We start from the raw sequence: 24,768 nt of genomic DNA on the forward strand, positions 1-24,768 counted from the left end.
CGGACATGCAGCGTATGGGAATGGTGCTCGGCCTCAAGCCGGAAAAAGTCGCTGAATATGTGCGGCTTCATGCTGCCGTCTGGCCTGACGTGCTGGCCATGATTTCCGCCTGCAACATCAGGAATTATTCGATCTATCTCAAGGAGCCGGAGCACCTTTTGTTCAGCACCTTCGAGTACCACGGCACCGACTATGCCGCCGACATGGCGAAGATGGCCGCAGATCCCAAGACGCAGGAATGGTGGGCGCTGTGCATGCCTTGCCAGGAGCCGCTGCCGACCCGCGGGGAAGGCGAGTGGTGGGCCTCGATGGACGAAGTCTTCCATCATGACTGAAAGCGTTTTCGATCCCACGTCGCTATCCCAATCCTGGGCGCAGCCATCGAAGCCCAGGCCGATCGTGATTTTCGGCGCGGGGTCGATCGTCGGCGATGCGCATTTCCCGGCCTATGGGAAAGCCGGCTTCCCGGTCGCGGGGCTTTTCGATCCCGATCATGCCAAGGCGGAAAAGCTCGCGGCAAAATGGGGTGTCACCGCTTACCGGTCGGTCGAGGAAGCCGCAGCGATCAAGAACGTCGTCTTCGACTTGGCGACGCCGCCGGCTCATCATGCCGGCGTGCTCAGGGCGTTGCCCGACGGTGCAGTGGCGCTGATCCAGAAGCCGATGGGCGGCGACCTTACCGAGGCCACCGAAATCCTTGAAATCTGCCGCTCCAAAGATCTGAAGGCCGCGGTGAATTTCCAGCTCCGCTTCGCGCCGATGATGCTGGCGCTGAAGGATGCGATCTCCAAGGGCTGGCTGGGCGAGGTGGTCGATTTCGACGCCTGGCTGGCGCTGGCGACGCCCTGGCAACTCTGGGAGTTCCTGCTGAAGGCGCCGCGCGTCGAAATCGCCATGCATTCGATCCACTATCTCGACCTGATCCGGCAATTGCTCGGCGATCCCAAAGGCGTTCACGCCAAGACGCTCGGCCATCCCGGCCACAAGGTTGCGCAAACGCGCACCAGCGCGATCCTCGACTATGGCGATACAGTGCGCTGTGCGCTGTCGATCAATCACGATCATAAATTTGGCCGAAAACACCAGGCTTGCGAGTTCCGCATCTGCGGCACCGAGGGCGCCGCCTACCTCAAACTGGGGCTCAATCTCGATTATCCGCGCGGCGAGCCTGACGTCCTAGAAATCCATCCGAAGGGCGGCTCCGGCTGGATTACGGTGCCGCTCATCGGCGAATGGTTTCCGGACGCCTTTGTCGGCCGCATGGCCAACGTCCAGCGCTATGCATCAGGCGAGGACACCGAGCTTGTCAGTTCCGTCGAGGACGGCTGGAACACCATGGCGCTGGTCGAAGCCGCCTACCGATCGAGCGCGGCGCCGGCAACACCGATCGCGGCAAGGCCCTGACATGGAGCAGACGATCTATTTCGAGGATTATCAGATCGGCTCGTCGCGCATGACCAGCGGGCGCACCATCACCGAGACCGACTTCGTTGTCCATGCCGGCCATACCGGCGATTTTTTTCCCCACCATATGGACGCCGAATTCATGAAGACGACGCCGTTCGGCCAGCGCATCGCGCATGGCACGCTGGTGTTCTCGGTCGGCGTCGGGTTGACGGCAAGCGTCATCAACCCGGTCGCCTTCTCCTATGGCTATGACAGGTTGCGCTTCATCAAGCCGGTGTTCATCGGCGACACGATCAAGACCCGCACCACCATCTCCGCCAAGGAAGACGACCCGAAGCGGCCGGAGTCGGGTCGCGTCATCGAGCGCTGCGAAGTGATCAACCAGCATGGCGATGTGGTTCTGGTCGCCGACCACATCTACATCGTCGAGCGCCGCGACAAGCCCAAGCGGGGCTGAGCTATTTGCGGCCGCGCGCAGTCACACCCGGTTGACCGGATATAGCGGCTTGCCGCCGCGCAGGACCGATGCGACATCGGCAAACACCTTGTTGCGAACCTCGGCGTAAGACTGGGTCGAGTAGTGCGCCGCGTGCGGACTGACCAGGACGGCCGTCGCCGTGATGCCCCAAAAGCCGATCTCGTCATGCTCCGACGCGAGGATGGCGACCGAGCCCGCCACGGCCCGCATCACCTGCTTGAGGCGCGCGGATTGATTCCGTCGTGCCCCTGCACCCATGCCGTCGGAATGGCGGCTGCCGGCATCAATTTACTCGAAGCCCGGCCTGGCGCATCAGCGGCAGCACGCGGTCACAGAAGAAGGGCAATTCGTAGGTGTAGTTGACGAATGTGAGGGCGGCGCCGGAATAACCCTGGTCCATGATCTCAGTGAGATCGTCTACGATCTTTTCCGGCGTGCCGATGAGCGGAAACGTTCCAGCACCGCCGGCGAACCTTTGCCGATATTCGGTGAAGGCTTTTGCGTCATGCGAATTGGCGAATTCCTTCTTCTTGCGCATATGTTCGTCAACCGCGCCCTCGTCCGCGCATTCAAGCGCGTAGTGCCGGTAATAGTCCTCGGCTTCCTGCTGGGTCTCCCGGCAGACGACGTGGCAGACCGTATAGATGCCGACTTCGCGTCCGACTTCAGCCGCCCGGTTGGTGATGTCGACCACATGCGCGCGGCCATCGGCGATTTCGGAAAAAGTAGAAAACAGATAGTCGCAGTGGCGCGCCGCATAGTTGCGCCCCGGTGCGCCGAAGGCGGCGTTCATGGTCACGGGGCGCGGCGCCTGCAGGCTCGGCGGGCGGCTGACGACCCCCTTCAGATCATAGAACTCGCCGCCGAAGTCGAACGGCTCCCTGGATCGGTAGGCACGCTCGATGATATCGATCCATTCCTCGGCCTGATCGTAGGTCCGATCGCCGACCGTCTGCCCAAACATGGCGAACTCGTCCGGGTTCCAGCCGCAGACAATGTTCAAGCCGGCACGCCCGTTGGAGATGTGGTCGACCGTCGCCAGCGCTTTTGCGGCCTGCAGCGGATGAACCAACGGCACATGCACCGTCATGAACAGACCGATGTTCTGCGTGGCGACGGCGAGACCCGCCGCCCAGGTGAAAGTCTCGAACGACCACTCCCGCACATGCGTCAAACCACCGAAGCCGCGCCAGCGCGCGATCGGCAGCAGAAACTCCAGGCCGGCGCGATCGGCGATGCCGGCAGAATTGAGGTTGTCTTCCCAGCGGGCGCGCCAGCGCTCGGGAACGGTGGTCATTGCCAGGCCGCCATCGGCGTTCATCGAGAAGACGCCGAGCTTGAACCTGTTCGGCCCCTTCAGCGGATGCTGCTTTCTGATCATGATTTTCCCTGCCGCGGGACGCTCGCAGCTTCATCGTCGAGCTGTTGGGGTTGGCTCAGCTTCATGAAGCGCTCCTCGGAGCCTCGCCTGGGCCGCCGGATGGCTCTCACCTTGCCGCTGTTTCCACCGCCGCAGAAGAACTGATCGCCACCATCGGACTCGAGCCCCGAGACGCCGGTTCCCGGCGGCATATCGAGCTTCTCCAGGACCTTTCCCGTTTCAGGATCTATCCGCCTGACGTCGCTCTCGTCACCTTCCCAGGTGCCGTGCCAGAGTTCGCCGTCGATCCAGGTGACCCCTGTGACGATACGGTTGGAATCGATGGTGCGAAGAATTTCTCCCGTCTGGGGATCGATCTGATGGATTTTGCGACCGCGATTCTGCCCCACCCAAAGTGAGCCTTCGGCCCAAGCTAGCCCGGAGTCGCCGCCCCCACCCGGCGCTGGAATAGTGGCGAGCACGCGGCCAGTGTTGGGATCGATCTTCTGGATGCGATCTTCCGCGATCTGGAATAGATGCTGACCGTCGAAGGCCGTTCCCGCGTGCGCGGCGACATCGATCGCGCGCACCACCTTCCCGCTCGCAGGATCCAAGGCGTTCAGTCTGTCTCCGGAGGCAAACCAGACGTGCTGGCCGTCGAACGTAACCCCGGCCACCTGGCCGACACTCGCAAAGGGTCCATATTCGCGGAGGACTTCGGCTGCAGATCGCTTCATGCTTCTCCTCCAGGCTCAGATCTGTTGAATTGTCCCGACACTAATAACCCGACAATGAACCGGGGAGTAACAAGATTGTCGGGAATCCCGGTACGGGTGGGGTCATCCAACGACGCGCTCGCCCGCGACCGAACGACTGCACCTTGCCTGCTGCCGCAAGCTGCTCGAGCGATCGCTGCACGGTGCGCGAGCTGGCTCCGAGCGCAATTGCGAGCGCCGAGCTCGACCACGACTCGCCGTCGGCGAGGAAGGCGAGCACCGCTGCATGCTGCTCGTCGACGGGCGGCGCCAGCACCACGACATCGCGTGGGCGGCGCGGCTTAAGCGCAAAGCCTCGCTTGGTCGCGCTCACATCCGCCAGTGACCGCAGCTCTACGCGAAGCCGGCCGACTTCGACCCGCAAACGGGCGCGATGCGATTCATCAGCGTGCTTGCCGCCGAAGGCGCGGGCGACGAGCGTGCTCCTCGGCACGTCTGCGGGCCAGGCTTCGCCCAGCGTGCGCGCAAGCGCGAACAAGACCGGGCGCGTCGCGAGCGAGACGATCATGCCGGCGTCACGCACGACATTGCGGCAGGCGTCGACGACGAGCGCCCCCGACGCCAGCAGCGCTTCGACCTCCTCGAGCAGGAGCGGGCGTTCCTCACCACGCGCGATCAGGCGCGCCGCGGGCGTGTTCATCACGAGGGATGCACCTTCAACCTCGGCCGTCAGGGCTGGAATGTCCGCCTGGCGTGCGGCGTGCTCGGCCCGCGCGAGCGCAACGCGCGCCGCCTTGGTCCGGAGGCGGCGAATCGCGAGCCCCGCAATCACCAACTCGTGGGCGGCCTTCGACGCGGGTGGGAGCGTTGTCGGGTCGAACCCGGTGAGCCTGCTCTCGGCCTCATCGAGGCGTCCGATCAGGAGCAGGCGCCGAGCCTCGAGATTGCGCGCATGCGCGGCATTGACGTGGTCGCCGTGCTTTTCAAGCGTCGACCGCGCGGCGTCGAGTGCCTTCGCCGGCCAGCCCAGGTCGCGCGAGACGAGTGCGATCTCGGCTTCGGCGACGACGCACCTCGCGCGGGCCACGGCCTCTTTCGGACCGAAGGCGCGCGCAGCACGTTTGAGGAGAGCCTTTGCTCGAACGAGATCGCCGAGCTGCGCCATCGCGATGCCGCGCAGCGCAAGCGCAGGCGCATCGTCACGCAGGGCGACCCGCTTCAATGCGCCGAGGGGATCACCCGTTGCGAGGGCGCGCGCCGCAGCGGTGATCAGCGAGTCCATCGGAATCCCGTCACACTTGTAACTCTCACCATTCGATGTCCGGTCCTAATCTATCTCAGGACCAACAGCCAGCGCGCTGTATCGAAACGCGCCGTATCGAAAACGGTGCGAACAACGAGGAAGGAGACGAACGATGCCGACACACAGAACCGGAACACGTGAGGAGTGGCTGGCAGCGCGGCTTGATCTGCTCAAGGCGGAGAAGGAACTCACGCGACAAAGCGATGAGGTGGCGCGGCGGCGGCAGGAATTGCCTTGGGTTCGGATCGACAAGGATTACCGATTCGAGACCGATGAAGGCAGCGCCTCACTGGCAGACCTCTTCCAAGGGCGCTCGCAGCTCCTCGTCTACCACTTCATGTTCGGGCCCGATTACACGGCGGGGTGTCCGGCCTGCTCGGCGATCGCGGACGGGTTCGACGGCTTCGTCGTCCACCTGGCCAACCACGACCTCACGCTTTCGGCGGTATCGCGGGCACCGCTGGCGAAGCTGCAGGCGTACAAGCGGCGGATGGGATGGACGTTCCCCTGGGCCTCCGCACACGGCAGCGACTTCAATTTCGACTTCGACGTTTCGTTTACCGAGGAGCAGCAGCGCGAGCAAGGCATCGAATACAACTATGTACGCGAGGCGCCTCTCGCCAAAATACCCTCGCGTACGACTGCCGACGGCTCCGAGACGTTCGCTGCAATGAGCGGAACAGACATGGCCACGTACACGCGCGAGAGGCCAGGCATGAGCGCATTCGTGCTCGAGGACGACCTCGTCTACCACGCCTATTCCACCTATGCGCGCGGACTGGACGGCCTCTGGGGCATGTATCAGTGGCTCGACCGCGCACCCCGAGGGCGTAACGAGGCGGGCGTCTGGTGGCGCCGCCACGACGAGTACGGCCAAGGATGACATCGTGATGACACTCCACTCCGATCACAGCCAGAAGATGCCGCCCGAAGGCAGCGGATCTGCCGGTTTCCCAACCGATAATGTCGCCGCCCGCGGCGCGGCCGACTGGCTATCGCTGGCGGCCGCGCCAACGTTCGCAATGATGGCGCTGCTGACGGCCGTTACCGGTGATGCGGGCATGATCTGCTCGGCCGCGCAAGATGCGTCGCCGCTGAGTGGAATGGTCGTGATGTACTTGCTGATGAGCGCCTTCCATTCGGCGCCTTGGCTGAAGCTGGTCGCCAGCCGACGAAGCGCTGTCCGCCGGTCGTGATCCGGCGTTCGCCGGATCAAACGGCGCGACCTCGCGCAGCCCCTACGTGGCGATATTGGCCTCGCCTGCATGACGCATCATGCGGCGAAAACTCATCGAGATATGAGCTCGCCTTATGTGCCCGATGGACTCCCAGTCGCCGATCTCGGCGGCGGCAAGCACCTCTTCCATTTCGCGGCGGAACGCAGTGAACTCCTCCACAAGGCCCAACTGCGGCATCATCTTCAGGACGACGCGCGCGACCTGAAAATACAGGCGCTCGCTGATCTCGCGCAGCGGCTGGTTGCCGGTCATCGCGGTGAGCTCGTAGAAAAAATCCATGTTGAGGCGCAGGAAAGCGCGCTGGTCGGGATTGAGCACATCGGAATCGCAGCGCGCGATGAGTGCCCTTATCCGGTCGAGGTCGTCCGCCGTGCGCGGGATCGGCGAAAGCTTGCCGACGAGGAGCGCCAGTTCCAGGCGCAAATGATAGACCTGCTGCAATTCCTCGATGTCGACGTCGGTGACGATCTTGCCTACACCATGGACGGATTCGGACTGGACTGCTGACGCCGCGGATAGGGAAAGGACCAGGGCGCGAGCGTTCGTCTCAGGCGGCGCTCCACGGTCTTGCCCCTTGGATGATCTCTTGAGCACGTGCGGCAAAGCGACCGGCGAGCGGCGACTTGCTGGCGGCATCGGCCGACGCCGCGCTGCCTGCCCGCGCCCGGTCGGCGATGCCGACGAAGATCACCGCGAAACGGAACAGCGAAAAAACCAGATGGAAGCGTTCCAGGGGCGCAGTGGGTGCGGCATGCGCGAAATAATGGTCGAGGAATTCGCGCTGGCTGGGGATGCCGAGGGCGGCATGATCGAGGCCGAGGATGCCGCCATATTCGTCTGGGGTCGAATGCCAGGTCATCGAGCAAAAGCCGAGATCGGCGAGCGGATGGCCGATCGTCGACAGCTCCCAATCGAGAATGCCGATCACCTCCGGCTTGTCGGGATGGAACAGCAGATTTCCGAGGCGGAAGTCGCCATGGGCGATCGACACGCGTCCATCATCCGCGGGCAGGTGCTGGGGCAACCAGTCTGCGACCGCTTCGAGTGCGGGAATTCTGTCACTCGGCGATTCCCTGAGCTGCTTGGTCCAGCGGTCAATCTGGCGCTCGAAATAGTTGCCGGCCCGGCCGTAGTCGCCGAGACCGACGTCGTCGGGACGGACAGCATGCAATCTGGCCATCGCTTCGGCCATCCCGAAATAGATGCCGCGTCGCTCCGCTGGCGATAGGCCGGGCAGCGAACAGTCGTGGAAGACGCGGCCATTCAGCCGCTCCATCAGGTAGAATGGCGTGCCGATCGGCTCGATACCGTCGTGATAGAGCACCGGCCGGGGCACCGGGACATCGGTCGGCACGAGCGCTTCAAGTACGCGGAACTCGCGGTCGACGGCATGCGCCCCGCGCAGGATCGGCCCGGCCGGCTTCTTGCGCAGCACCATGCGATGCGCACCATAGTCAACGAAGTAGGTGGGGTTGGACTGCCCGCCGCCGATCCGTTGGAGCGTCATTGCGGCATCGCCGAAGCGGTTCGCGAGAAAGCCCTTCAATGCCGCAGGATCGAAATCCGCATTCAACGGCATTTTTTCCTCCGGAGACGCCACCGCGCTTATGCCTCGCCTTCGACAGTCCAGCGCCAGAAGCCCATCTCTTCCTCGTTGAGGAAACGGTTCAGCACCATCTTGTGGACCTCATCGGCACCATCGACCAATCTTGCCTGGCGAGCATAGCGGTAGATCCATTCGAGCACCGTGTCCTTGGAATAGCCCCGCGCGCCATTGATCTGGATCGCGACATCTGCCGCATCATGCAGCACATTGGCGACCTGGACCTTGGCCATCGACACGTCCTTGCGGGCAAAGCCGCCGCGGTCCAGTTCCCACGCAGCCTTCATCACCAGCAGGCGGCCGATCTCGATGCGCATGGCGAGGTCGCCGAGCTTCAGCTGGACGCTTTCGCGGTCGGCGAGGCGCTGGCCAAAACCATGGCGATCGGCAGCGTAGGCGCGCGCGATCTCGACGCAGCGCTTGGACAATCCGAGCCAGCGCATGCAGTGGGTTAGCCGCGCCGGGCCGAGCCGCACCTGCGTCACCTTCATGCCCCTACCCTCGCCGGCCAGCATGTCTTCGACAGGAATTTCGAGCCCATCGAATTCCAGCTCGCAATGCCCGCCATGCTCCTCCGGGCCCATGATCTCGATACGGCGCATGATGCGCCAGCCCGGCTGGTCCTTGTGGAACATCAGGGCCGACAGACCATGGCGCGGGTCGTCCGAGGTTCGCGCGATCAGAATGAAATGGCTGGCCTCCTCCGCGCCGGTGATGAACCATTTGCGGCCGGTCACGACATATTTGTCGCCGCGCCGCTCAGCACGCGTCATGATCATCGAAGGGTCTGAACCGCCGCCGGGGTGCGGTTCGGTCATGGCAAATGCCGAGCGTACCTTGCCCTCGACAATCGGCTTCAGCCATTTTTGCTGCTGCGCTGGCGTGCCGAGCGCCTCCAGAACCATCATGTTGCCATCGTCGGGCGCTGCCGAATTGAACACCACGGGTCCGAAAATCGACCGGTTCATCTCCTCATAACAGACCGCTATGTCCATCTTGCCGAGACCGGCGCCGCCGGTTTCGGGCTTGAGCTGCAGGCACCACAGGCCCGCCACCCGCGCCTTGGCGCGAAGCGTCTCCAGCAGCGGCAAGGCGATATTTCCATGCGCGTCATAGGACATCTTGTCGGCTTCGAGCGGCAGGATCTCACGCTCGACGAAGTCGGCAATGCGGACGCGGTAATCTTCGGTGCGGGCGGGAATGTCGAAATTCATGGACAAACTCTCAGCGAAGCGAGGTGGCCGCCATCGTCTAGAAATCGAGCGAGCGCTCGTTTTCCTTATTCGCGTCTATCCCCTTTTGCAGCCGCCGTCATCCGGCGAAGCGTGATTCCGCAACGCCCTTGATGCCAAGGCCGGTTATCGCGAACAGGCTGCCGCGCAGGACGCCATCGCCGGGCGCCAGTCGTAGGCCCAGATCTCGCGAGCCGCCTCAGAACGCGACCTTGTCGCCGCCCTTCAGTGACAGGATCTCGCGCGCCTCGTCGGGCGTCGCCACCTCCATGCCAAGCCCCTCGATGATCTTGCGGGCAAGCACCACCTGCTCGGCGTTCGATTTGGCAAGCTTACCCTTACCGGCCCAAAGACTGTCCTCCAGCCCGACGCGGATGTTTCCGCCAAGCGCTGCCGATTGCGCCGCGATGCGCAATTGGCTGGCGCCGGCACCGAGCACCGACCAGCGGAACTCGTCACCGAACAGCCGGTCGGCGGTGCGCTTCATATGGGCGACGTCTTCGGGGTGCGTGCCTATGCCGCCAAGCAGACCGAACACCGACTGCACAAAGAACGGCGGCTTCACCAGCCCGCGATCGGCGAAGTGCGAGAGATTGTAGAGATGGGCAATGTCGTAGCACTCGAACTCGAAGCGCGTGCCGTTGTCGTAGCAGGTCGCAAGAATGTATTCGATGTCTTTGAACGAGTTGCGGAAGACAAGGTCGCGCGTCGCTTCCAGATGCGGCTTTTCCCAGTCGAACTTGAAGGTCTCGTATTTGTCGACGAGGTGATAGAGCCCGAAATTGATTGAGCCCATGTTGAGCGAGGCGACCTCGGGCTTGAACTCGGCGGCCGGGCGCACGCGTTCCTCGACCTTCATGTAGGGGCTGCCGCCAGTGGTGATGTTGATGGCGGCATTGGTGGCCTGCTTGATGCGCGGCAGGAAGCGCGCGAACGCCTCCGGCGTCTGGTCGGGCTTGCCGGTCTCGGGGTCGCGGGCATGCAGGTGCAGGATCGCCGCACCTGCCTCCGCGGCCGCGATCGCCTCGGACGCGATCTGGTCCGGCGTAATCGGCAGATAGGGCGACATGGTCGGTGTGTGGATCGCGCCGGTCACCGCACAGGTGATGATAACCTTGCCTCTGGTCAGCTGGGCGCCGGGCTTGCGGCTTGTTTCCGTCATCTTCCAAACTCCTGATCCGATTTTTTCTTGTGCGCCGCCAGCGCCATCAGCCGGCGGTCGCGCCACACCTGCCGTTCGCCGAGTTCTTCCCGCGGCAGCCGCTTGCGGCGGTCGGCTTCTACCGTCTCGATGACTTCGCCGGCCCAGTCGACGCGGCGCAGCATTTGCGGAAAAATGTTGGAATAGATCGTCTCATAGCGCTCGACATAGTCGCGTACGCCGCCCGGCGCATTGAGGTCGATCGTTTCGAACGGACCCATGAACGACCAGCGCAGCGCCAGCCCGTCGCGAATGCCGATATCGACATCCTCGACGCTGGCATAACCGTCGGCGACAAGGCGAAAAGCCTCCTCCAGCAGCGCGCCCTGCAGGCGGTTCATGATGAAGCCGTCGAGCTCGTGCTTCATCACCAGCGGCGCGTGGCCTGCGGCGACGAGAAGGGCGCGGGTCCTTTCGATTGTTTCGGAAGACGTCCATGGCGCCGGCACGACTTCCGCGGCCGGGATGAGATAGGGCGGATTGATCGGATGCACGACCAGGCAGCGGTGCCGCCCTGGCAGATGGTCGGTGAATTTCGACGGCAGCAACGCCGAGGTGGAACTGGCGATCACCGCTTGCGGAGCGGCAATTGCATCGATCCGAGAGAACACCTCGCGCTTGACGTCGAGGTTTTCGTGCGTGTTCTCCTGGATATGGACCGCATCGGCCAGCGCTTCTTCCAGCTCGGCAACGACGGCGATGCGACCGACCATGACGTCGATTGCCTGCCCCCCCAACAGATCGTTCGCAGCGAGGTCGCCTAGCACGCCGGCGATGTAATCGTGCGCGCCTTCGGTCGCGGCCGGCGACTGGTCCCACATCCGCACGTCATGACCGGCGCGGGCAAAACTGATCGCCCAGGCCCGCCCGATGAACCCGCTGCCGACAATTGCTACCTTCGTCATGATCGGTTCCTCACAGCGTTTCGACATTGCCGTCGACACCGAGCGACTGGCCGGAGATGTTGATCGCCGCATCGGACAACAGGAAGGCGACCATCGCGGCGACGTCATAGGGGCTGGTCATGCGGCGCAGCGAGATGTTCTGGAGATATCGCTCCGTCATCTCCTCATTCGACACACCGAGCTGCTTGGCTCGGTCGGCGATGACCTTGTCGATGCGTGGTCCCTCGATGATGCCAGGCAGGATGGCGTTGACCCTTATCCCGTGCGGCCCGAGTTCCTTGGCGAGGCTTTGCGTGAAACCGATGACGCCGAACTTGGCCGCCGAATAGGGGGTGCGGAAAGCGTAGCCGTGGCGACCGGCGACGGACGACATCGAGACGATCGAGCCGCCGCCCGCCGCCTTGATCAGCGGCACGGCACGCCTGGCGCAGAGGAACTGGCCGGTCAGGCAGATGTCGATGCAGCGCCGCCAGTCCGCCGGATCGATTTCATCGACGCCGCCGGTCGGCCCGGCGATGCCGGCATTGTTGATCAGCGCGTCGAGCCCGCCGAGCTTTTCCTTCACGGTCTCGAACAGCCGGTCGACGTCGTCTTCGCGCGAGACATCGGCCTGGACCGCGGCGACGAGGGCGATCTTGTCCGGAGCAGCAGCCAGCGCCTCGTCGGAAACGTCGCAGACGACGATGCGCGCGCCGAGCCCCGACAGCGTTTCGGCGATGGCCAAGCCGATGCCGCCGGCGCCCGCCGTCACCAGCACGCGCTGCCCCTTCAGCCCGGTCAGAAAATCGTCCGGGGATGACGGTGCCGCTTTACTTATCGCCGTCGCACTCATCGTCCGATCCTTTCTCATTGCAGCCGCCGTTCGCGCAGCGCCATGACAGCGCCCTGAACGACCAAACCATACAGTATTGCCATTGTGGCATAGGGCAGCTGAAATAGTGACGAAAGCATTGCTCGCTGGTGGCCTGGCGAGCAAAGGCAGCTGCTCGGGCACGCCAGACTTTCGAATTTCCGGTAAGCCGCCATGGATTTGCATTGATCTCCACGACCAAGCCATAGCGCGGGCTTGCTCGCTTAGCCCCTAAGGCCGTCCTGGGGGCTGCTCCTGCGGAAATTTGTTTTCGTCTATGATTGCCACCGCCTGCTCGATGCTGTCTCTCACCTCGAAACCGATCCAGTGTCCGTCCATCAGATGCGTTTGTCTGGCACAGGCGAGGAAATAGCTCCCGGCCTGCTGCGCAACAAAGTTGAGTTGCCTCCTCTCATTGATTTTAATTCCCTCTGGCGGATCGGTGTACACCCCCCAGATCGCATCCTCGGCCGTCAACTTCACTGGCATCTCTGACTGAGCGTAGACCCTGGTCAGCATCAGGCTGTGCCGGAAAGACGAGGAGCCATTGATGAACTCGATCTCTACCGACCATTCTGCTGGCACGACGATGGTGAGATTGCCGCCCCAGTAACCGTTGAAGTCGATAATGTCGGTCCGGATGTTGTCCCTGCGGTACCGCTCGACTTGGTTCCAATCGGCAACAATCTCTATGGCCACTGTCTTGGCTGCGGGATCGTTCTCGATCCAGCTCGGGACGAAAGGCTCCCCGGCCAGGGCAATTCCAGGCAACAATCCCAAGGCGACGGCGAGAAGGGCAAAGTGAGCAAAGCGCGCCATCGCAATCAGAGGCTCCTCCCGAGCGGGGCGGCCGAGCGCAAGCGACCGCCAATCGAGGTCGACTTGGCTTCTTCCCTAAGCAAGAGAATACGCTCGAAATAGCATCCCCACCAGCAAACCCAGAGTGCGCTACCGTCAGCAGCCAGAAACAACACCGTCGCTGCTATGCGCGTTGGAATTACCTGCAGTGCGTCAGTGCGAGGACGACGAGCGATTCCGAAATGTGAAGTTTCTGCTTCAGCTGTCGCGAAGAGTCTGTTGCGCAATTCGCCAGGCCTGCTCCACATGTCGCCGGGCCGCCGCTTCGGCTTCATCGCCGTTGCGCGACTTGATGGCGTTCATGATGTCGGTCATTTCGGCAATTGCGGCATCGCGGCGGTCCACCGAAGCGATGGTCATGGAACGCAGCTGGTTGATGCGGACGTTCAGACCCTGGACGATCTCCCAGGCGATGCGCTTGTCGGCGGCATCGAAAAGCACTTCATAAAATTTTGTCGTCGCTCGCATCACCTCGATCGGATTGGCTGAGGCCCACGCCGTGAGCAACACATCGAATGCGCGCTCAAGCGCAGCGATCTGGTCCTCAGTCGCCGTCAGCGCACAGGCGCGCGCCGCAATGCCCTCCATCAGGGCGCGCAGTTCATAAATCTCGTCGGTGCGGCTGAGATCTGGCCTAGCCACGGCGGGTCCGTGGCCTGGTATCATCTGGACAAGGCCCTCAGTCTCCAACTGCCGCAGAACTTCGCGCACCACCGAGCGACTGACGCCGAGCTGGTCGCAAAGCGGCCGCTCGACCAGCCGTTCGCCGGGCTGGAAATGAAACCCCATGATCGCGTCGCGCATGCGCTCCAGCGCCAGCGTTCTCAGCGTCTTGGTGGATCGTTCGATCCTGAGTGTGTCGTCGGCCAATTCATCTACTCCCAGCATCCGCAAAGAAACAGATTCGACGATTCGTTGACAAGGGATTTGGTCTTCAATAGTATGGTATACCATAAGATGACTGTGGCGGAAGGGAAGTTTTCCGGATGCCCATCCCGATCGACCGCTGAGGATTCGATGAAGCCGGCCATCCGAAAGATCGTCACATACGTTGAGAACACGCTGATTGAAGGCGGCAAGGTGGCCCCCCGGCCGCTGCGCCTGATCGGCGTGGCGGCAGTGCTCGACAATCCCTGGGCCGGGCGCGGTTTCACTGAGGACCTTTCTCCCGAGATCCGCGCCTATGCGCCGGTTTTGGGGGAGATGCTGACCCATGAAATCCTCACAGTCGCGGGGTCTGGCGAAGCGATCGAAGGCTACGGCAAGGCCGCAATCTGCGGCACATTGGGCGAGATCGAGCATGCCTCCGCGCTCATCCATACGCTGCATTTCGGCAACCACTATCGGCGTGCCGTCGGCGCCAAGACCTATCTTGCCTTCACCAATCTGCGTGGCGGGCCGAACACGCCGATCATGATCCCGCTCATGGACAAGAACGATGAAGGCCGACGTTCGCACTACCTGACGGTGCATTTCCAGATCGGCGACGCGCCGGCGCCGGACGAATTGGTGGTGGCGCTTGGCGCCTCGATCGGCGGACGGCCGCATCATCGAATCGGCGACCGCTACCAGGATCTCAAGGAGGTCGGCGACCTGCATGGCTGAGTTGACGGAGCTTGGCTGGCATCGCGGAACGGCGCCTGATGGCACCGGCTTCATCCGTGCCGGATCCGGCGCGCCGGTCCTCCTGATCCACGGCGTCGGCATGAATGCGGTGATCTGGAAGCCACAGATCGCGCTGATGAAAGACAGATGGGATGTGATCGCGATCGACATGCTGGGACACGGCCTGTCGCCGCTGCCGCCCGAGGATGCCAGGCTTGCCGATTATGCCGGACAAGCAATCCGGCTTCTAGATCACCTTGGTCTGGAAACCGTCTCGATCGTTGGCCACTCAATGGGGGCGCTGGTCGGGCAGGAAATCGCTCTCAACGCACCAGAACGGGTCCGCCGCATGGTGTCGCTCAACGCGGTCTTTCGCCGCCCGGCGGACCTTGCCCAGGCAGTGCGCGAGCGCGCCGCCGAATTGAACGGCGCGGAAAACCCGTCAGGGACGGACGCAACGATCGCGCGCTGGTTCGGCAACCCGGTCCCCGACAGCCTGGCCGAGGCCGCAAGGACAACGCGCGCGGCACTGCAAAGCGTCAACTCCGAAGGCTATGCGCGCACATATCGACTTTTCGCCCATGCCGATGCGGCGCATGGCGATCGTCTTCCCGATCTCGCAGTGCCGGCCCTGTTCATGACCGGCTCCGAGGACAGGAATTCGTCACCTGCGATGTCGGCGGCGATGGCCCGCCTCGCGCCGCGCGGTTGCTGCGTCGTTCTGGAGGGCGAAAGACACATGATGGCCGTAGCCTCGCCTGACATGGTCACACGGCGCATTGTCGATTTTCTCGAGAGCAACGACGGCGCAAGCACACCGGAGCGACCGGCGATGGACACAGCCTTCGACGCGGGCGAATTCAGGCGGGCGCTCGGTTCCTTCCTGACCGGCGTTACCATCGTCACCGCGATCGGGCCAGAAGGAGAGCCTCGAGGCTTCACCGCCAATTCGTTTACATCCGTTTCGCTCGATCCGCCGCTTGTGCTGGTCTGCATCGCCAAGAAAGCGCTGGGTCATCCTGTGTTTTCGACCTCGAAGTGCTTTGCCATCAACGTCCTCTCCGAGGAACAGAGAGCTGCGTCTGGCGTCTTCGCTTCGAAATCGCAAGACAAGTTCTCGGCTGTCGAATGGCGCTTCGGCCAGACCGGCAGCCCGCTGCTCGGTGGATCGGTGGCAACGTTTGACTGTGACATGGAGCAATTGGTCGACGCCGGCGATCATTCGATCCTCATCGGCCGCGTTCGCGAATTTTCCCACAATTCATCGCAGCCGCTCGGCTACTGCCGTGGCGCCTATGTCTCACCCGGTCTCAGCCAGGAAGCGCTGGCGGCGGCGCCACCCGACATGGAGGTTGGCGCGATCCTCGAAGATGACGGCCGCGTGCTGTTCTTCGAAACCGCCGACGGCTTTTTCGAATTGCCGGCGGGCCGAGGACTTGGAACCCCCAGCGACACGCGAAGCCTCAGGGGACGCCTCGCTGCGAAAGCCATCGATGCTCATCTCGGTTTCCTGTTTGCGGTCTGGGACGACGCAGCAAATCCATCGAGAACGCACGTCTACTACCGCGGCACGGTTGACGCGCCCCACTCCAGCGACGGCAAGGTCCGGCTCGTCGACATCGACAGGATTGCCGGACTGAACATCGCCGACGCTGCTGTGCGCTCGATGCTCGCCCGCTACGTTCGCGAATGTCGGGAGGACGCGTTTGGAGTCTACGTCGGCAACGAGGTCGAAGGTGAAGTCCGGCCGCTCGCCAAGCCGGTGTCCATGAACACTTCTAATCCGGGTCAACAGATATGAAGTTCTCGCTCTTCGTCCATATGGAACGCTCGGACCCGGCAAAGCCGCATGCCGAACTCATCGACGAGCTTGAAGAACTGGTCCTGATGGCCGAGGCGGCAGGCTTCGAGACGGCCTGGATCGGCGAACATCACGGCATGGAGTTCACCATCTCGCCAAACCCGTTTATCAACATCGCCTATCTCGGCGCCAGGACGAAGCGCATCCGGCTCGGCACAGGAACGGTCATCGCGCCGTTCTGGCATCCGATCAAGCTCGCCGGCGAAGCAGCCATGACCGACGTCATCACAGGCGGCCGGCTCGACATCGGCATCGCGCGCGGCGCCTACAGCTACGAATACCAACGCCTGTTCCCTGGGCTCGACGCCTGGGGCGCCGGCCAGCGCATGCGCGAGATCATCCCCGCCATCAAGGGCCTCTGGGAAGGCGACTTCGAGATGTCCGGGGAATTCTGGTCGTTTCCTTCCACCAGCTCGTCGCCCAAGCCGGTGCAAAAACCGCACCCGCCGATCTGGGTGGCGGCGCGCGATCCGAACTCGCACGAGTTCGCCGTGTCCAACGGCTGCAACGTCCAGGTGACGCCGCTCGCCTCCGGCGACGGCGAAGTCACCAGCCTGATGGAGCGCTTCAACGCGGCGTGCGCGGCTCATCCGGACATGGCCCGCCCCGACACTATGCTGCTGATGCACACATTCGTTGCCGAGAACGCGGCCGATGCCGAGCAGCTGACGAAGGACCTGTCGCTGTTCTACTGCCAGTTCGGCGCGTGGTTCCAGAACAAGAAGCCTGTTCGCCAAGGCATATTGGAAGCGCTCACCGACGACGAGATTGCGGCCATGCCGCAATACGCGTCGGATAAAATCCGACAGAACCTAGTTATCGGCGAAGCCGAAGAGGTGATCACCCGGCTGAAAGCATACGAGGCGCTCGGCTACGACCAATATTCGATCTGGATCGACAGCGGCCTGCCACACGAGCGCAAGAAAAAGTCGCTGCAGCTGTTTGTCGACAAGGTGATGCCAGCCTTTGGGCATGGGAGGCCGCAATGACCCTTGTGGCCTTCAGGAACTTCATAGATGGGGCGTTCGATACACCGACAGCCACCTTCGAAAGCATCGATCCATCAACCGGAGCGCCCTGGGCGACGATGCCCGCCGCAATCGAAGCCGATGTCGACCGCGCCGTCGAGGCGGCGCACCGGACGCTGCACTCCGCCGCCTGGTCTTCGCTGACGGCGACGGCGCGCGGCAAGCTGCTGGTGCGCCTCGGCGACCTGGTCGTCGCCCATGCCGGCCGCCTGGCCGAACTGGAAACGCGCGACACCGGCAAGATCATCCGCGAGACCCGCGCCCAGATCGCCTATGTCGGCGACTATTACCGCTACTATGGCGGGCTTGCCGACAAGCATGAAGGCTCGCATCTGCCCATCGACAAGGCCGATATGGACGTCACCATCAGGCGCGAGCCGATCGGCGTCGTCGCTGCCGTCGTGCCGTGGAATTCGCAGCTCTTCCTTTCGGCCGTCAAGCTCGGTCCGGCACTGGCGGCCGGCTGCACGGTCGTCTTGAAAGCCTCGGAAGACGGCCCAGCGCCGCTGCTGGCCTTCGCCGAACTCGTTCACGAGGCCGGATTTCCCGCCGGAAGCGTCAACATACTGACCGGGTTCGGGCACGATTGCGGCCGGCGCCTGACAAGTCATCCGCTGGTTTCACGCGTCGCCTTCACCGGCGGACCTTCGACCGCTCGCGCTATCGTCCGCAACACGGCGGAAAATCTCGCCTATACGACGCTGGAGCTGGGCGGGAAAAGTCCCGTTGTCGTTTTCGCCGACGCAGACCTGGACAGCGCGGCAAACGCGGTCGTGGCCGGGATTTTTGCGGCGTCTGGACAAAGCTGCGTCGCCGGCTCGCGGCTGCTTGTCGAGCGTTCGATAAAAACCGAGTTCCTGGACAGGCTGAAGCACAAGGCCGAGGCCATCAAAATTGGTGATCCGCAGGATTCGGCCACCGAAATGGGACCGCTGGCAACGCCACGTCAGCGGGAATGGATCGAAAAGATCGTTGCCGAGAGCCTCGCCACGGGCGGGACGCTGGTCACCGGCGGAAAAAGGCCCGACGATCACCCGCACGGCTTCTACTACGCACCGACCATCATCGACGCCGACGATACAGGACTGCCCTGTGTACAGGAGGAGTTGTTCGGTCCGGTGCTCAGCGTTCTCACCTTCGACACGGAAGCTGAAGCCCTGGCGCTTGCCAACGATACGCCGTTCGGCCTCGCCTCAGGCGTGTTCACCACCAACCTCGCCAAGGCGCACCGCATGGCGCGCGACATCCATGCCGGCGTCGTCTGGGTCAACACCTACCGCGCGGTTTCGCCGCTCGTGCCGTTCGGCGGCTATGGGCAGTCGGGGCTCGGCCGTGAGGGCGGACTTGACGCAATCCGCGATTACACGCGCTCGAAATCCGTCTGGATACGCATATCCGACGAGCCGATCCCGGATCCGTTCGTCATGCGGTGAGGGCAGCGCCGCGATCGCGCAATTTCATAACAACAAGAAACCAGGCAACCAACAGAGGAGAATGACATGAAACTGATTTTGACCGGCATCCTTGCCGGACTCTTGGCAGCCACTGCCGCGCACGCCGATCAAATGGTGTTCACCAGCTGGGGTGGAACCACCCAGGAGGCGCAGACCAAATCCTGGGCTGCTCCGTTCGAAGCGAGTTCCGGCATCAAGGTCCTGCAGGACGGCCCGACGGACTACGGCAAGCTAAAGGCCATGGTGGAAGGCGGCAGCGTCGCCTGGGATGTCGTCGATGTGGAAATGGATTTCGCCATCAAGGCGGCCAAGGATGGCCTGCTGGAGCCGATCGATTTCAACGTCGTGCCGAAGGCCGATCTCGATCCTCGCTTCACCACCGATCATGCGGTCGGCAGCTTCTACTATTCCTTCGTTCTTGCCTGGAACAAAGGAGCGGTGTCGGGCGAGCCAACCGGCTGGGCCGACATGTTCGACCTGACGAAATTTCCCGGCAAGCGCACGTTTTACAAATGGTCGGCACCGGGCGTGATCGAGATTGCGCTGCTGGCCGACGGCGTGCCTGCAGACAAACTCTATCCGCTCGACCTCGACCGGGCGTTCAAGAAACTCGACACGATCAAATCGGAAATCGTCTGGTGGGACAGTGGCGCGCAGTCGCAACAGCTGATCGCCTCCGGTGAAGCGGCCTTCGGGCAGCTCTGGAACGGACGTGTCTTCGCCCTCAAGCAGGACGGCGCCGATGTCGGCGCATCCTGGAATCAGAACATGACTGCCGCCGACGTGCTCGTCATTCCCAAGGGGTCGAAGAACAAGGCGAGCGCGATGAAATTCCTGGCCGCTGCAACAAGCCCGAAAAGCCAGGCAATGTTTGCTGAAGCAAGCGGCTATGCCCCCATCAACACGGCAGCCAAAGCCGAAATGCCGGCCGATGTCGTCAAGTCGTTGCCGGACGCCTATGTCGACGGGCAGATCAACCTCGACATGAACTACTGGGCTGAAAACCGCGATAAGATCGCGGAGCGTTGGTACGCCTGGCAGGCCAAATAGCCTGGCATCACCCATGAACCGGCGGGGCGCCGCTAGGCGTCCCGCCTGAGCTGCCGGGATCATCGCCATGTCGGGCAATTTGCTTCATCGACTGCCAATCCTCCGAAGGCCAGACGGCGTCGGCGGCGCCTTGCCAGCGCTGACCCTCATCACCCTGTTCTTCGTGGTGCCGGTCGTCGCGTTGCTGTTGCGCAGCGTAACCGAACCCGTACCGGGCCTGCAGAACTACGCAATCCTGTTTGGCGACGGCACCTATGCGCGGGTCTTCTTCAACACCTTTCTGGTCGCCACCGTCGTCACCGCCGTCACCGTGATCGTGGCGTTTCCGGTCGCCTGGATGCTGGCGATCATGCCGCCTGCCCTCGGCTCGATTGTCTTCGGCATCATCATCCTGTCGATGTGGACCAATCTGCTCACCCGCACCTATGCCTGGATGGTGCTGCTTCAACGCACCGGGGTCATCAACCGGACGCTGATGGATATTGGCCTGATCAGCGAGCCGCTGCCGCTGATCAACAACCTGACCGGCGTCACCATCGGCATGGTCTACATCATGCTGCCGTTCATGATACTTCCACTGGTCGGAACCCTGCGCGCCATTGATCCGATGACGCTGCGCGCCGCCGCTCTGTGCGGTGCGAGCCCCTTCGACGCCTTCCGCCGCATTCTGCTGCCATTGTCGCTTCCGGGAATCGCGGCAGGCGGCCTGATGGTTTTCGTCATGTCGCTCGGCTATTTCGTGACACCGACGCTGCTCGGCGGCACCTCTAACATGATGCTCGCCGCAATGATTGCCCAGATGATCCAGTCCTTGCTCAACTGGGGGCTCGGAAGCGCGGCGGCTTTCATCCTGCTTGTGGTCACCATGGCACTCTACGCGCTGCAACTGCGCCTCGTCGGCGCCAAGCGCATGACAGGAGGCATCTGAGATGCTGCTCGACTACGACCGGCTCGGCTGGCTGCGTGCAGCACTTCTGGGTTTCACCGGCCTGGTTGCCGCGTTTCTGCTACTGCCGGTGGTCTTCATCGTGCTGCTGTCGTTCGGATCGTCGCGGTGGCTGGCTTTTCCGCCGCCCGGATGGACGCTGAAATGGTATGAGGAGCTCTTCGCCGATCCGGCCTGGCTCGAAGCGGCGCTGACCAGCGCGCGCATTGCCACCATGGCCGCGATCCTTGCCGTCGTCATCGGGCTCCTGGCTTCTTTCGCCCTGGTCCGGGGACAGTTTCGCGGGCGCAACACGCTTCGCGGCCTGCTGCTGACGCCAATGGTGCTGCCGGTCGTCGTCTTCGCCATCGCCATTTATGCATTCTTCCTGCGGATCGGGCTCGGCGGCACCACGGCAGGCTTTGTCATCGCACACACAGTCCTGGCACTCCCCTTCGCCATCATTCCCATCACCGCGGCACTCGAAGGATTTGACAAATCCATCGAGGATGCGGCGGTCGTCTGCGGCGCAAGCCCATTCGAGGCAAAACTCCGGGTCACCTTGCCGGCGATCAAGATCGGGATTTTTTCGGCGGCGATCTTTGCCTTCCTCGCCTCGTGGGACGAGGTGGTGGTCGCGATCTTCATGGCAAGCCCCACCTTGCAGACCTTGCCGGTCAAGATCTGGGGCAGCCTGCGCCAGGATCTCAGCCCGGTCATCGCCGCCGCCTCCAGCCTCCTGGTACTTCTGACCTTGAGCCTGATGATCGTAACCGCACTCATTCGGCGGAAACTGTCAAAATGACCGAACCGTTTCTCTCCATTCGCTACCTGCGCAAGACATTCGGCAGCTTCGTCGCCGTGCACGATGTCACGATCGATATACCCAAGGGCGAGTTCCTGACCTTCCTCGGCCCTTCCGGCTCCGGCAAATCGACGACGCTCTACGCGGTCGCCGGCTTTCAGCAGCCGACATCCGGCGACGTTCTTCTCGAAGGCAGGTCGCTGCTGTCGGTGCCGTCGCACAAGCGCAATATCGGCATGGTGTTCCAGCGCTACACGCTGTTCCAGCATCTCACCGTCGCCGAGAACGTTGCCTTTCCGTTGCGCGTGCGCCGCCGGCCGGACGCCGAGGTGAACCGAAAAGTCGCCGAGATGCTGTCGCTGGTCCGGCTCGAGAGTTTCGGCGGCCGATATCCTGGCGCGCTTTCCGGCGGACAGCAGCAGCGCGTGGCGCTTGCCCGGGCGCTGGCCTACGATCCGCCGATCCTTCTGATGGACGAGCCGCTCTCGGCGCTCGACAAGAAGCTGCGCGAGGAAATCCAGGCCGAGATACGGCGCATCCATCGCGAAACCGGCGTAACGATCCTGTACGTCACCCACGATCAGGACGAGGCGCTGCATCCTTCGGATCGCATCGCCCTGTTTCGGGACGGGCGCATCGAGCAGATCGGCACCGGTGAGGACCTCTATCTGAGACCTGCGAGCGAATTCGTGGCCAGCTTCATCGGAAATTCCAATTTCCTGCCGGCCGAGCATCTTGAAACCGTCAACGGCTCCGCCACGATCCGCCTGGCCGATGGCTCGGTCGTGTCGGGCGTCAGGATCGATCAGGACTTCAGCCATGGCCAGAAGACCAGGCTGATGGTGCGGCCGGAAGCGTTTCGGCTGCGGCCCGGCCCGGCCACTGCCGGGCTTGCGGTCGAATTCATCGACACCGCTTTCTTCGGCGAGCGGCGACGTGTCATCGCGCGCACGGCCGCCGGCCAGGAGATCGACGTCAGGCCGACATCCGACATGGCGCAAGCACATGAAGGCATCACCTCGAGCAGACAGATTTTTTTCGATCCCGCCGCCGCATTTCTGTTTCCCGCCTGACGGGCGCGCTGGCGGTCTGGAACGGCATCTCAGGCAGCCGGCGGCTCGATGGTCACGCCGTATTTGGCGGCGATGGCCACGACCTTTCCCATTTCCGGCATGCCGGCGGCGGTCGCCGCGTCCAATTCTGCAAACATCTGATCAAGGCCGCAGCTCGGCGCGCAAAGCACGAGCACGCGGGCCGGCTTGTCGCTGACATTGCGGATGGCATGGCGCCGGCCGCGTGCGCCGAAGAAGAAGCCGCCGGGCGCAACGCGATGGGGCACGGATTCCCCCTCGAATTCGATGACGAGTTCGCCGCTCAGCAAATAGAAGGCTTCATCCTCACGGGCATGGGTGTGCGGTGGCGTTCCCGCGCCCGGCGGAACCACAGACTCCCAGAGCGAGAAGGACCCGGCGGTCTCGGCGCCGGTGGCTTTGTAGATATGGGTGATGCCCAGAACGTTGACGTCGAGCCGGCCGCCGGTTCGCGAACGAACGATTCGGCCGCTGTAATGTTGGCATCCATCGTCGATCTCCCTCGTGGTTCGGGTCGCTCGCCAGATATAGGCCGTTCTCGCCCTTTGATTAGCCGGAATTGTATGGACATGCCGTCCGGATTTCAGGACAATCGATGATGGACCCGCTCGATGGCATCGCGGCGTTCGCTCGCGTCGTGGACAGCGGCAGCTTCTCGGCTGCGGCAGATCGGCTCGGACTCTCCAAATCCGCCGTCAGCGCCCATGTGCAGCCGCTCGAACAGCGCCTGGGGATTCGCCTCCTCAACCGGACCACGCGTCGACTCTCGATGACCGAAGCGGGCGCAGCCTACTACCGCCGCTGCGTGCGGATTCTCGCCGAAGCTGAAGCGGCGGAACAAGAAGCGAGCGCGTTGCAGCGCGAGCCGCGCGGCACGATTCGCGTATCAGCGCCCGACAGCTTCGGCTGGATGCATGTGGCGCCGGCCATCCCGGAGTTCCTGAGGCGCTATCCGGAACTTTCCGTCGATATTGCTTTGATCGCGGCGCATGTGAGTCTGGTCGATGAGGGGCTCGATCTGGCGATCCGGATCGGCGTGCTCCAGGATTCGCCGCTTGTCGTGCGCAAGCTCGCGCCATCCCGGCTCGTCGCCTGTGCTGCAACTGCTTATCTGGACAAGCATGGAATGCCGCACGAGCCGGGCGACCTTGCCAAGCACAACTGCCTCTGCACCAGCGTCCTGCCTTGGGGCGATGAATGGCGCCTTGCCGGCAAAATTGGCGAGGTGCGGGTGGCCGTGGGCGGCAGCTTTCGCAGCAATAATGCGGAGATGCTGCGCGTCGCCGCGCTCACGGCATCGGCATTGCCCTATTGCCCACCTGGGCGGTAGCGGAGCCGCTGCGTACTGGCGCGCTGCGACGCGTGCTGGATGGCTGGGAGCCTCCAGCCAGCACGATTTATGCCGTTTATCCCAGCAACAGGCTCATGTCGATGAATGTCCGTGCCTTCGTCGACCACCTTGCGCGATGCATAGGGCGCACGCCGTATTGGGACGAAGGCCTTTGAGAGGAGCGCCCGTTTTGGATCGTTTTTGAGCTACGGCAATCCATTGATCCAGCCTGGCAACTTTCTCTCTGAATGCGCTCAAGAACCGTCTCCCATCGGTCAGAAAACGTGCGATCTTGACTTCAACAGGGGATTTGGGCGGCTTGAAATTTCCTCGGTTTCGCCCAGGTAGTGAGGCTACGTCGGCTGCAAGGCGAGTTTCTTGCTCAAAAGCGTCGCTTATGGGGCCGTCAAACCGGCAGCCGCGCAGCCTTCAGTAGCGACGACCGCCCGGTTGCGCCGGTTCTTACTT

Annotated in this window: 25 protein-coding genes and 2 pseudogenes; 14 read left to right on the top strand and 13 right to left on the bottom strand. The window is 63.0% G+C overall.

What is annotated here, in order from left to right; genetic code table 11:
• Window positions 1-5 precede the first annotated feature (5 nt).
• The 3 genes from NKH36_RS23110 to NKH36_RS23120 are packed head-to-tail and all read left to right on the top strand — an operon-like array spanning window position 6 to window position 1,864.
• On the top strand, window positions 6-335 hold the full coding sequence (locus tag NKH36_RS23110; protein ID WP_352963345.1) for an L-rhamnose mutarotase: 330 nt from the start codon (window positions 6-8) through the stop codon (window positions 333-335).
• Window positions 328-1,404, top strand: a complete 1,077-nt coding sequence (locus NKH36_RS23115; RefSeq protein WP_352963347.1) for a Gfo/Idh/MocA family protein — start codon at window positions 328-330, stop codon at window positions 1,402-1,404. The genes NKH36_RS23110 and NKH36_RS23115 overlap by 8 nt, the downstream gene beginning before the upstream one ends.
• A 1-nt stretch (window position 1,405) precedes the next feature.
• Window positions 1,406-1,864, top strand: a complete 459-nt coding sequence (locus NKH36_RS23120) for a MaoC/PaaZ C-terminal domain-containing protein (RefSeq protein WP_352963350.1) — start codon at window positions 1,406-1,408, stop codon at window positions 1,862-1,864.
• A 21-nt stretch (window positions 1,865-1,885) separates the two neighbouring features.
• On the opposite strand, the gene NKH36_RS23125 is transcribed toward NKH36_RS23120, so the two are convergent.
• The 4 genes and pseudogenes from NKH36_RS23125 to NKH36_RS23140 all read right to left on the bottom strand — a co-directional run bounded on the left by NKH36_RS23125 (window position 1,886) and on the right by NKH36_RS23140 (window position 5,243).
• Window positions 1,886-2,086, bottom strand: coding sequence for a hypothetical protein (locus NKH36_RS23125; protein WP_352963352.1), 201 nt, complete (start codon window positions 2,084-2,086; stop codon window positions 1,886-1,888).
• Window positions 2,087-2,168: 82 nt separating this feature from the next.
• Entirely contained in the window at window positions 2,169-3,263 is a 1,095-nt protein-coding gene (locus NKH36_RS23130; RefSeq protein ID WP_352963431.1) for an LLM class flavin-dependent oxidoreductase, read from the bottom strand.
• 80 nt (window positions 3,264-3,343) lie between these two features.
• Window positions 3,344-3,982, bottom strand: a pseudogene (locus NKH36_RS23135) (Vgb family protein); the annotation flags it as partial.
• 40 nt (window positions 3,983-4,022) lie between these two features.
• Window positions 4,023-5,243, bottom strand: coding sequence for a helix-turn-helix domain-containing protein (locus tag NKH36_RS23140; protein ID WP_352963355.1), 1,221 nt, complete (start codon window positions 5,241-5,243; stop codon window positions 4,023-4,025).
• Window positions 5,244-5,376: 133 nt separating this feature from the next.
• Here NKH36_RS23140 and NKH36_RS23145 point away from each other — a divergent pair, with 133 nt between their 5' ends.
• Window positions 5,377-6,147: a DUF899 domain-containing protein gene (locus tag NKH36_RS23145; RefSeq protein ID WP_352963357.1), complete on the top strand. Its 771-nt coding sequence runs from the start codon at window positions 5,377-5,379 to the stop codon at window positions 6,145-6,147.
• 7 nt (window positions 6,148-6,154) lie between these two features.
• Window positions 6,155-6,460, top strand: coding sequence for a hypothetical protein (locus tag NKH36_RS23150; protein ID WP_502912094.1), 306 nt, complete (start codon window positions 6,155-6,157; stop codon window positions 6,458-6,460).
• 42 nt (window positions 6,461-6,502) lie between these two features.
• Here the strand turns inward: NKH36_RS23150 and NKH36_RS23155 are convergent, their stop codons facing one another.
• The 8 genes from NKH36_RS23155 to NKH36_RS23190 all read right to left on the bottom strand — a co-directional run bounded on the left by NKH36_RS23155 (window position 6,503) and on the right by NKH36_RS23190 (window position 14,021).
• Window positions 6,503-7,096 (bottom strand): GntR family transcriptional regulator, encoded by a 594-nt coding sequence (locus NKH36_RS23155; protein ID WP_352963359.1) that lies wholly within the window; start codon window positions 7,094-7,096, stop codon window positions 6,503-6,505.
• Window positions 7,050-8,081 (bottom strand): phosphotransferase family protein, encoded by a 1,032-nt coding sequence (locus tag NKH36_RS23160; protein WP_352963362.1) that lies wholly within the window; start codon window positions 8,079-8,081, stop codon window positions 7,050-7,052. Before NKH36_RS23160 ends, NKH36_RS23155 begins: the two co-directional genes overlap by 47 nt.
• Before the next feature lie 26 nt (window positions 8,082-8,107).
• Window positions 8,108-9,319, bottom strand: a complete 1,212-nt coding sequence (locus tag NKH36_RS23165; protein WP_352963365.1) for an acyl-CoA dehydrogenase family protein — start codon at window positions 9,317-9,319, stop codon at window positions 8,108-8,110.
• Window positions 9,320-9,536: 217 nt separating this feature from the next.
• The gene (kce, locus tag NKH36_RS23170; RefSeq protein ID WP_352963367.1) at window positions 9,537-10,499 is read right to left on the bottom strand and encodes a 3,5-dioxohexanoate:acetyl-CoA acetone transferase; all 963 of its coding nucleotides are present in this window, start codon (window positions 10,497-10,499) and stop codon (window positions 9,537-9,539) included.
• Complete coding sequence (locus tag NKH36_RS23175; RefSeq protein ID WP_352963370.1) at window positions 10,496-11,443, bottom strand: 3-hydroxyacyl-CoA dehydrogenase; 948 nt, start codon at window positions 11,441-11,443, stop codon at window positions 10,496-10,498. The genes kce and NKH36_RS23175 overlap by 4 nt, the downstream gene beginning before the upstream one ends.
• Window positions 11,444-11,453: 10 nt before the next feature.
• Window positions 11,454-12,260, bottom strand: coding sequence for an SDR family oxidoreductase (locus tag NKH36_RS23180; protein ID WP_352963436.1), 807 nt, complete (start codon window positions 12,258-12,260; stop codon window positions 11,454-11,456).
• Window positions 12,261-12,524: 264 nt separating this feature from the next.
• Entirely contained in the window at window positions 12,525-13,112 is a 588-nt protein-coding gene (locus NKH36_RS23185) for a sulfocyanin-like copper-binding protein (RefSeq protein WP_352963373.1), read from the bottom strand.
• A 237-nt stretch (window positions 13,113-13,349) separates the two neighbouring features.
• Complete coding sequence (locus tag NKH36_RS23190) at window positions 13,350-14,021, bottom strand: GntR family transcriptional regulator (protein WP_352963375.1); 672 nt, start codon at window positions 14,019-14,021, stop codon at window positions 13,350-13,352.
• Between the two features lie 147 nt (window positions 14,022-14,168).
• On the opposite strand from NKH36_RS23190, the gene NKH36_RS23195 reads away from it, so the two are divergent.
• From NKH36_RS23195 to NKH36_RS23230, 8 genes are all read left to right on the top strand, one after another.
• Entirely contained in the window at window positions 14,169-14,756 is a 588-nt protein-coding gene (locus tag NKH36_RS23195; RefSeq protein WP_352963376.1) for an amino acid synthesis family protein, read from the top strand.
• Window positions 14,749-16,557 (top strand): alpha/beta fold hydrolase, encoded by a 1,809-nt coding sequence (locus NKH36_RS23200; RefSeq protein WP_352963379.1) that lies wholly within the window; start codon window positions 14,749-14,751, stop codon window positions 16,555-16,557. The genes NKH36_RS23195 and NKH36_RS23200 overlap by 8 nt, the downstream gene beginning before the upstream one ends.
• Entirely contained in the window at window positions 16,554-17,606 is a 1,053-nt protein-coding gene (locus NKH36_RS23205; RefSeq protein ID WP_352963381.1) for an LLM class flavin-dependent oxidoreductase, read from the top strand. The genes NKH36_RS23200 and NKH36_RS23205 overlap by 4 nt, the downstream gene beginning before the upstream one ends.
• Complete coding sequence (locus tag NKH36_RS23210) at window positions 17,603-19,078, top strand: aldehyde dehydrogenase (RefSeq protein ID WP_352963383.1); 1,476 nt, start codon at window positions 17,603-17,605, stop codon at window positions 19,076-19,078. Before NKH36_RS23205 ends, NKH36_RS23210 begins: the two co-directional genes overlap by 4 nt.
• Before the next feature lie 66 nt (window positions 19,079-19,144).
• Window positions 19,145-20,149, top strand: coding sequence for an ABC transporter substrate-binding protein (locus NKH36_RS23215; RefSeq protein WP_352963386.1), 1,005 nt, complete (start codon window positions 19,145-19,147; stop codon window positions 20,147-20,149).
• A 67-nt stretch (window positions 20,150-20,216) separates the two neighbouring features.
• Window positions 20,217-21,077 carry an ABC transporter permease gene (locus NKH36_RS23220; protein ID WP_352963388.1) on the top strand — a complete coding sequence of 287 codons (861 nt, stop codon included), beginning with the start codon at window positions 20,217-20,219 and terminating at the stop codon, window positions 21,075-21,077.
• A gap of 1 nt (window position 21,078) precedes the next feature.
• Window positions 21,079-21,879 (top strand): ABC transporter permease, encoded by an 801-nt coding sequence (locus tag NKH36_RS23225; protein WP_352963391.1) that lies wholly within the window; start codon window positions 21,079-21,081, stop codon window positions 21,877-21,879.
• Window positions 21,876-22,952, top strand: coding sequence for an ABC transporter ATP-binding protein (locus NKH36_RS23230; RefSeq protein WP_352963393.1), 1,077 nt, complete (start codon window positions 21,876-21,878; stop codon window positions 22,950-22,952). Before NKH36_RS23225 ends, NKH36_RS23230 begins: the two co-directional genes overlap by 4 nt.
• Before the next feature lie 29 nt (window positions 22,953-22,981).
• Here NKH36_RS23230 and NKH36_RS23235 read toward each other — a convergent pair whose 3' ends face one another.
• Entirely contained in the window at window positions 22,982-23,323 is a 342-nt protein-coding gene (locus NKH36_RS23235; RefSeq protein ID WP_352963395.1) for a cupin domain-containing protein, read from the bottom strand.
• Window positions 23,324-23,568: 245 nt separating this feature from the next.
• Between NKH36_RS23235 and NKH36_RS23240 the strand changes: the two are divergent.
• A pseudogene (locus tag NKH36_RS23240) lies at window positions 23,569-24,476 on the top strand (LysR family transcriptional regulator).
• Window positions 24,477-24,768: the final 292 nt, after the last annotated feature.

It is taken from the genome of Mesorhizobium sp. M1312 (assembly GCF_040318115.1).
In the GTDB taxonomy this organism is placed as follows: domain Bacteria; phylum Pseudomonadota; class Alphaproteobacteria; order Rhizobiales; family Rhizobiaceae; genus Mesorhizobium.

Coding starts and splice junctions, on each gene's coding strand:
- NKH36_RS23110 (WP_352963345.1), top strand. CDS start 6: ATGCAGCGTATGGGAATGGTGCTCGGCCTCAAGCCGGAAAAAGTCGCT.
- NKH36_RS23115 (WP_352963347.1), top strand. CDS start 328: ATGACTGAAAGCGTTTTCGATCCCACGTCGCTATCCCAATCCTGGGCG.
- NKH36_RS23120 (WP_352963350.1), top strand. CDS start 1,406: ATGGAGCAGACGATCTATTTCGAGGATTATCAGATCGGCTCGTCGCGC.
- NKH36_RS23140 (WP_352963355.1), bottom strand. CDS start 5,243: ATGGACTCGCTGATCACCGCTGCGGCGCGCGCCCTCGCAACGGGTGAT.
- NKH36_RS23145 (WP_352963357.1), top strand. CDS start 5,377: ATGCCGACACACAGAACCGGAACACGTGAGGAGTGGCTGGCAGCGCGG.
- NKH36_RS23150 (WP_502912094.1), top strand. CDS start 6,155: ATGACACTCCACTCCGATCACAGCCAGAAGATGCCGCCCGAAGGCAGC.
- NKH36_RS23160 (WP_352963362.1), bottom strand. CDS start 8,081: ATGCCGTTGAATGCGGATTTCGATCCTGCGGCATTGAAGGGCTTTCTC.
- NKH36_RS23165 (WP_352963365.1), bottom strand. CDS start 9,319: ATGAATTTCGACATTCCCGCCCGCACCGAAGATTACCGCGTCCGCATT.
- kce (WP_352963367.1), bottom strand. CDS start 10,499: ATGACGGAAACAAGCCGCAAGCCCGGCGCCCAGCTGACCAGAGGCAAG.
- NKH36_RS23175 (WP_352963370.1), bottom strand. CDS start 11,443: ATGACGAAGGTAGCAATTGTCGGCAGCGGGTTCATCGGGCGGGCCTGG.
- NKH36_RS23185 (WP_352963373.1), bottom strand. CDS start 13,112: ATGGCGCGCTTTGCTCACTTTGCCCTTCTCGCCGTCGCCTTGGGATTG.
- NKH36_RS23195 (WP_352963376.1), top strand. CDS start 14,169: ATGAAGCCGGCCATCCGAAAGATCGTCACATACGTTGAGAACACGCTG.
- NKH36_RS23200 (WP_352963379.1), top strand. CDS start 14,749: ATGGCTGAGTTGACGGAGCTTGGCTGGCATCGCGGAACGGCGCCTGAT.
- NKH36_RS23205 (WP_352963381.1), top strand. CDS start 16,554: ATGAAGTTCTCGCTCTTCGTCCATATGGAACGCTCGGACCCGGCAAAG.
- NKH36_RS23210 (WP_352963383.1), top strand. CDS start 17,603: ATGACCCTTGTGGCCTTCAGGAACTTCATAGATGGGGCGTTCGATACA.
- NKH36_RS23215 (WP_352963386.1), top strand. CDS start 19,145: ATGAAACTGATTTTGACCGGCATCCTTGCCGGACTCTTGGCAGCCACT.
- NKH36_RS23220 (WP_352963388.1), top strand. CDS start 20,217: ATGTCGGGCAATTTGCTTCATCGACTGCCAATCCTCCGAAGGCCAGAC.
- NKH36_RS23225 (WP_352963391.1), top strand. CDS start 21,079: ATGCTGCTCGACTACGACCGGCTCGGCTGGCTGCGTGCAGCACTTCTG.
- NKH36_RS23230 (WP_352963393.1), top strand. CDS start 21,876: ATGACCGAACCGTTTCTCTCCATTCGCTACCTGCGCAAGACATTCGGC.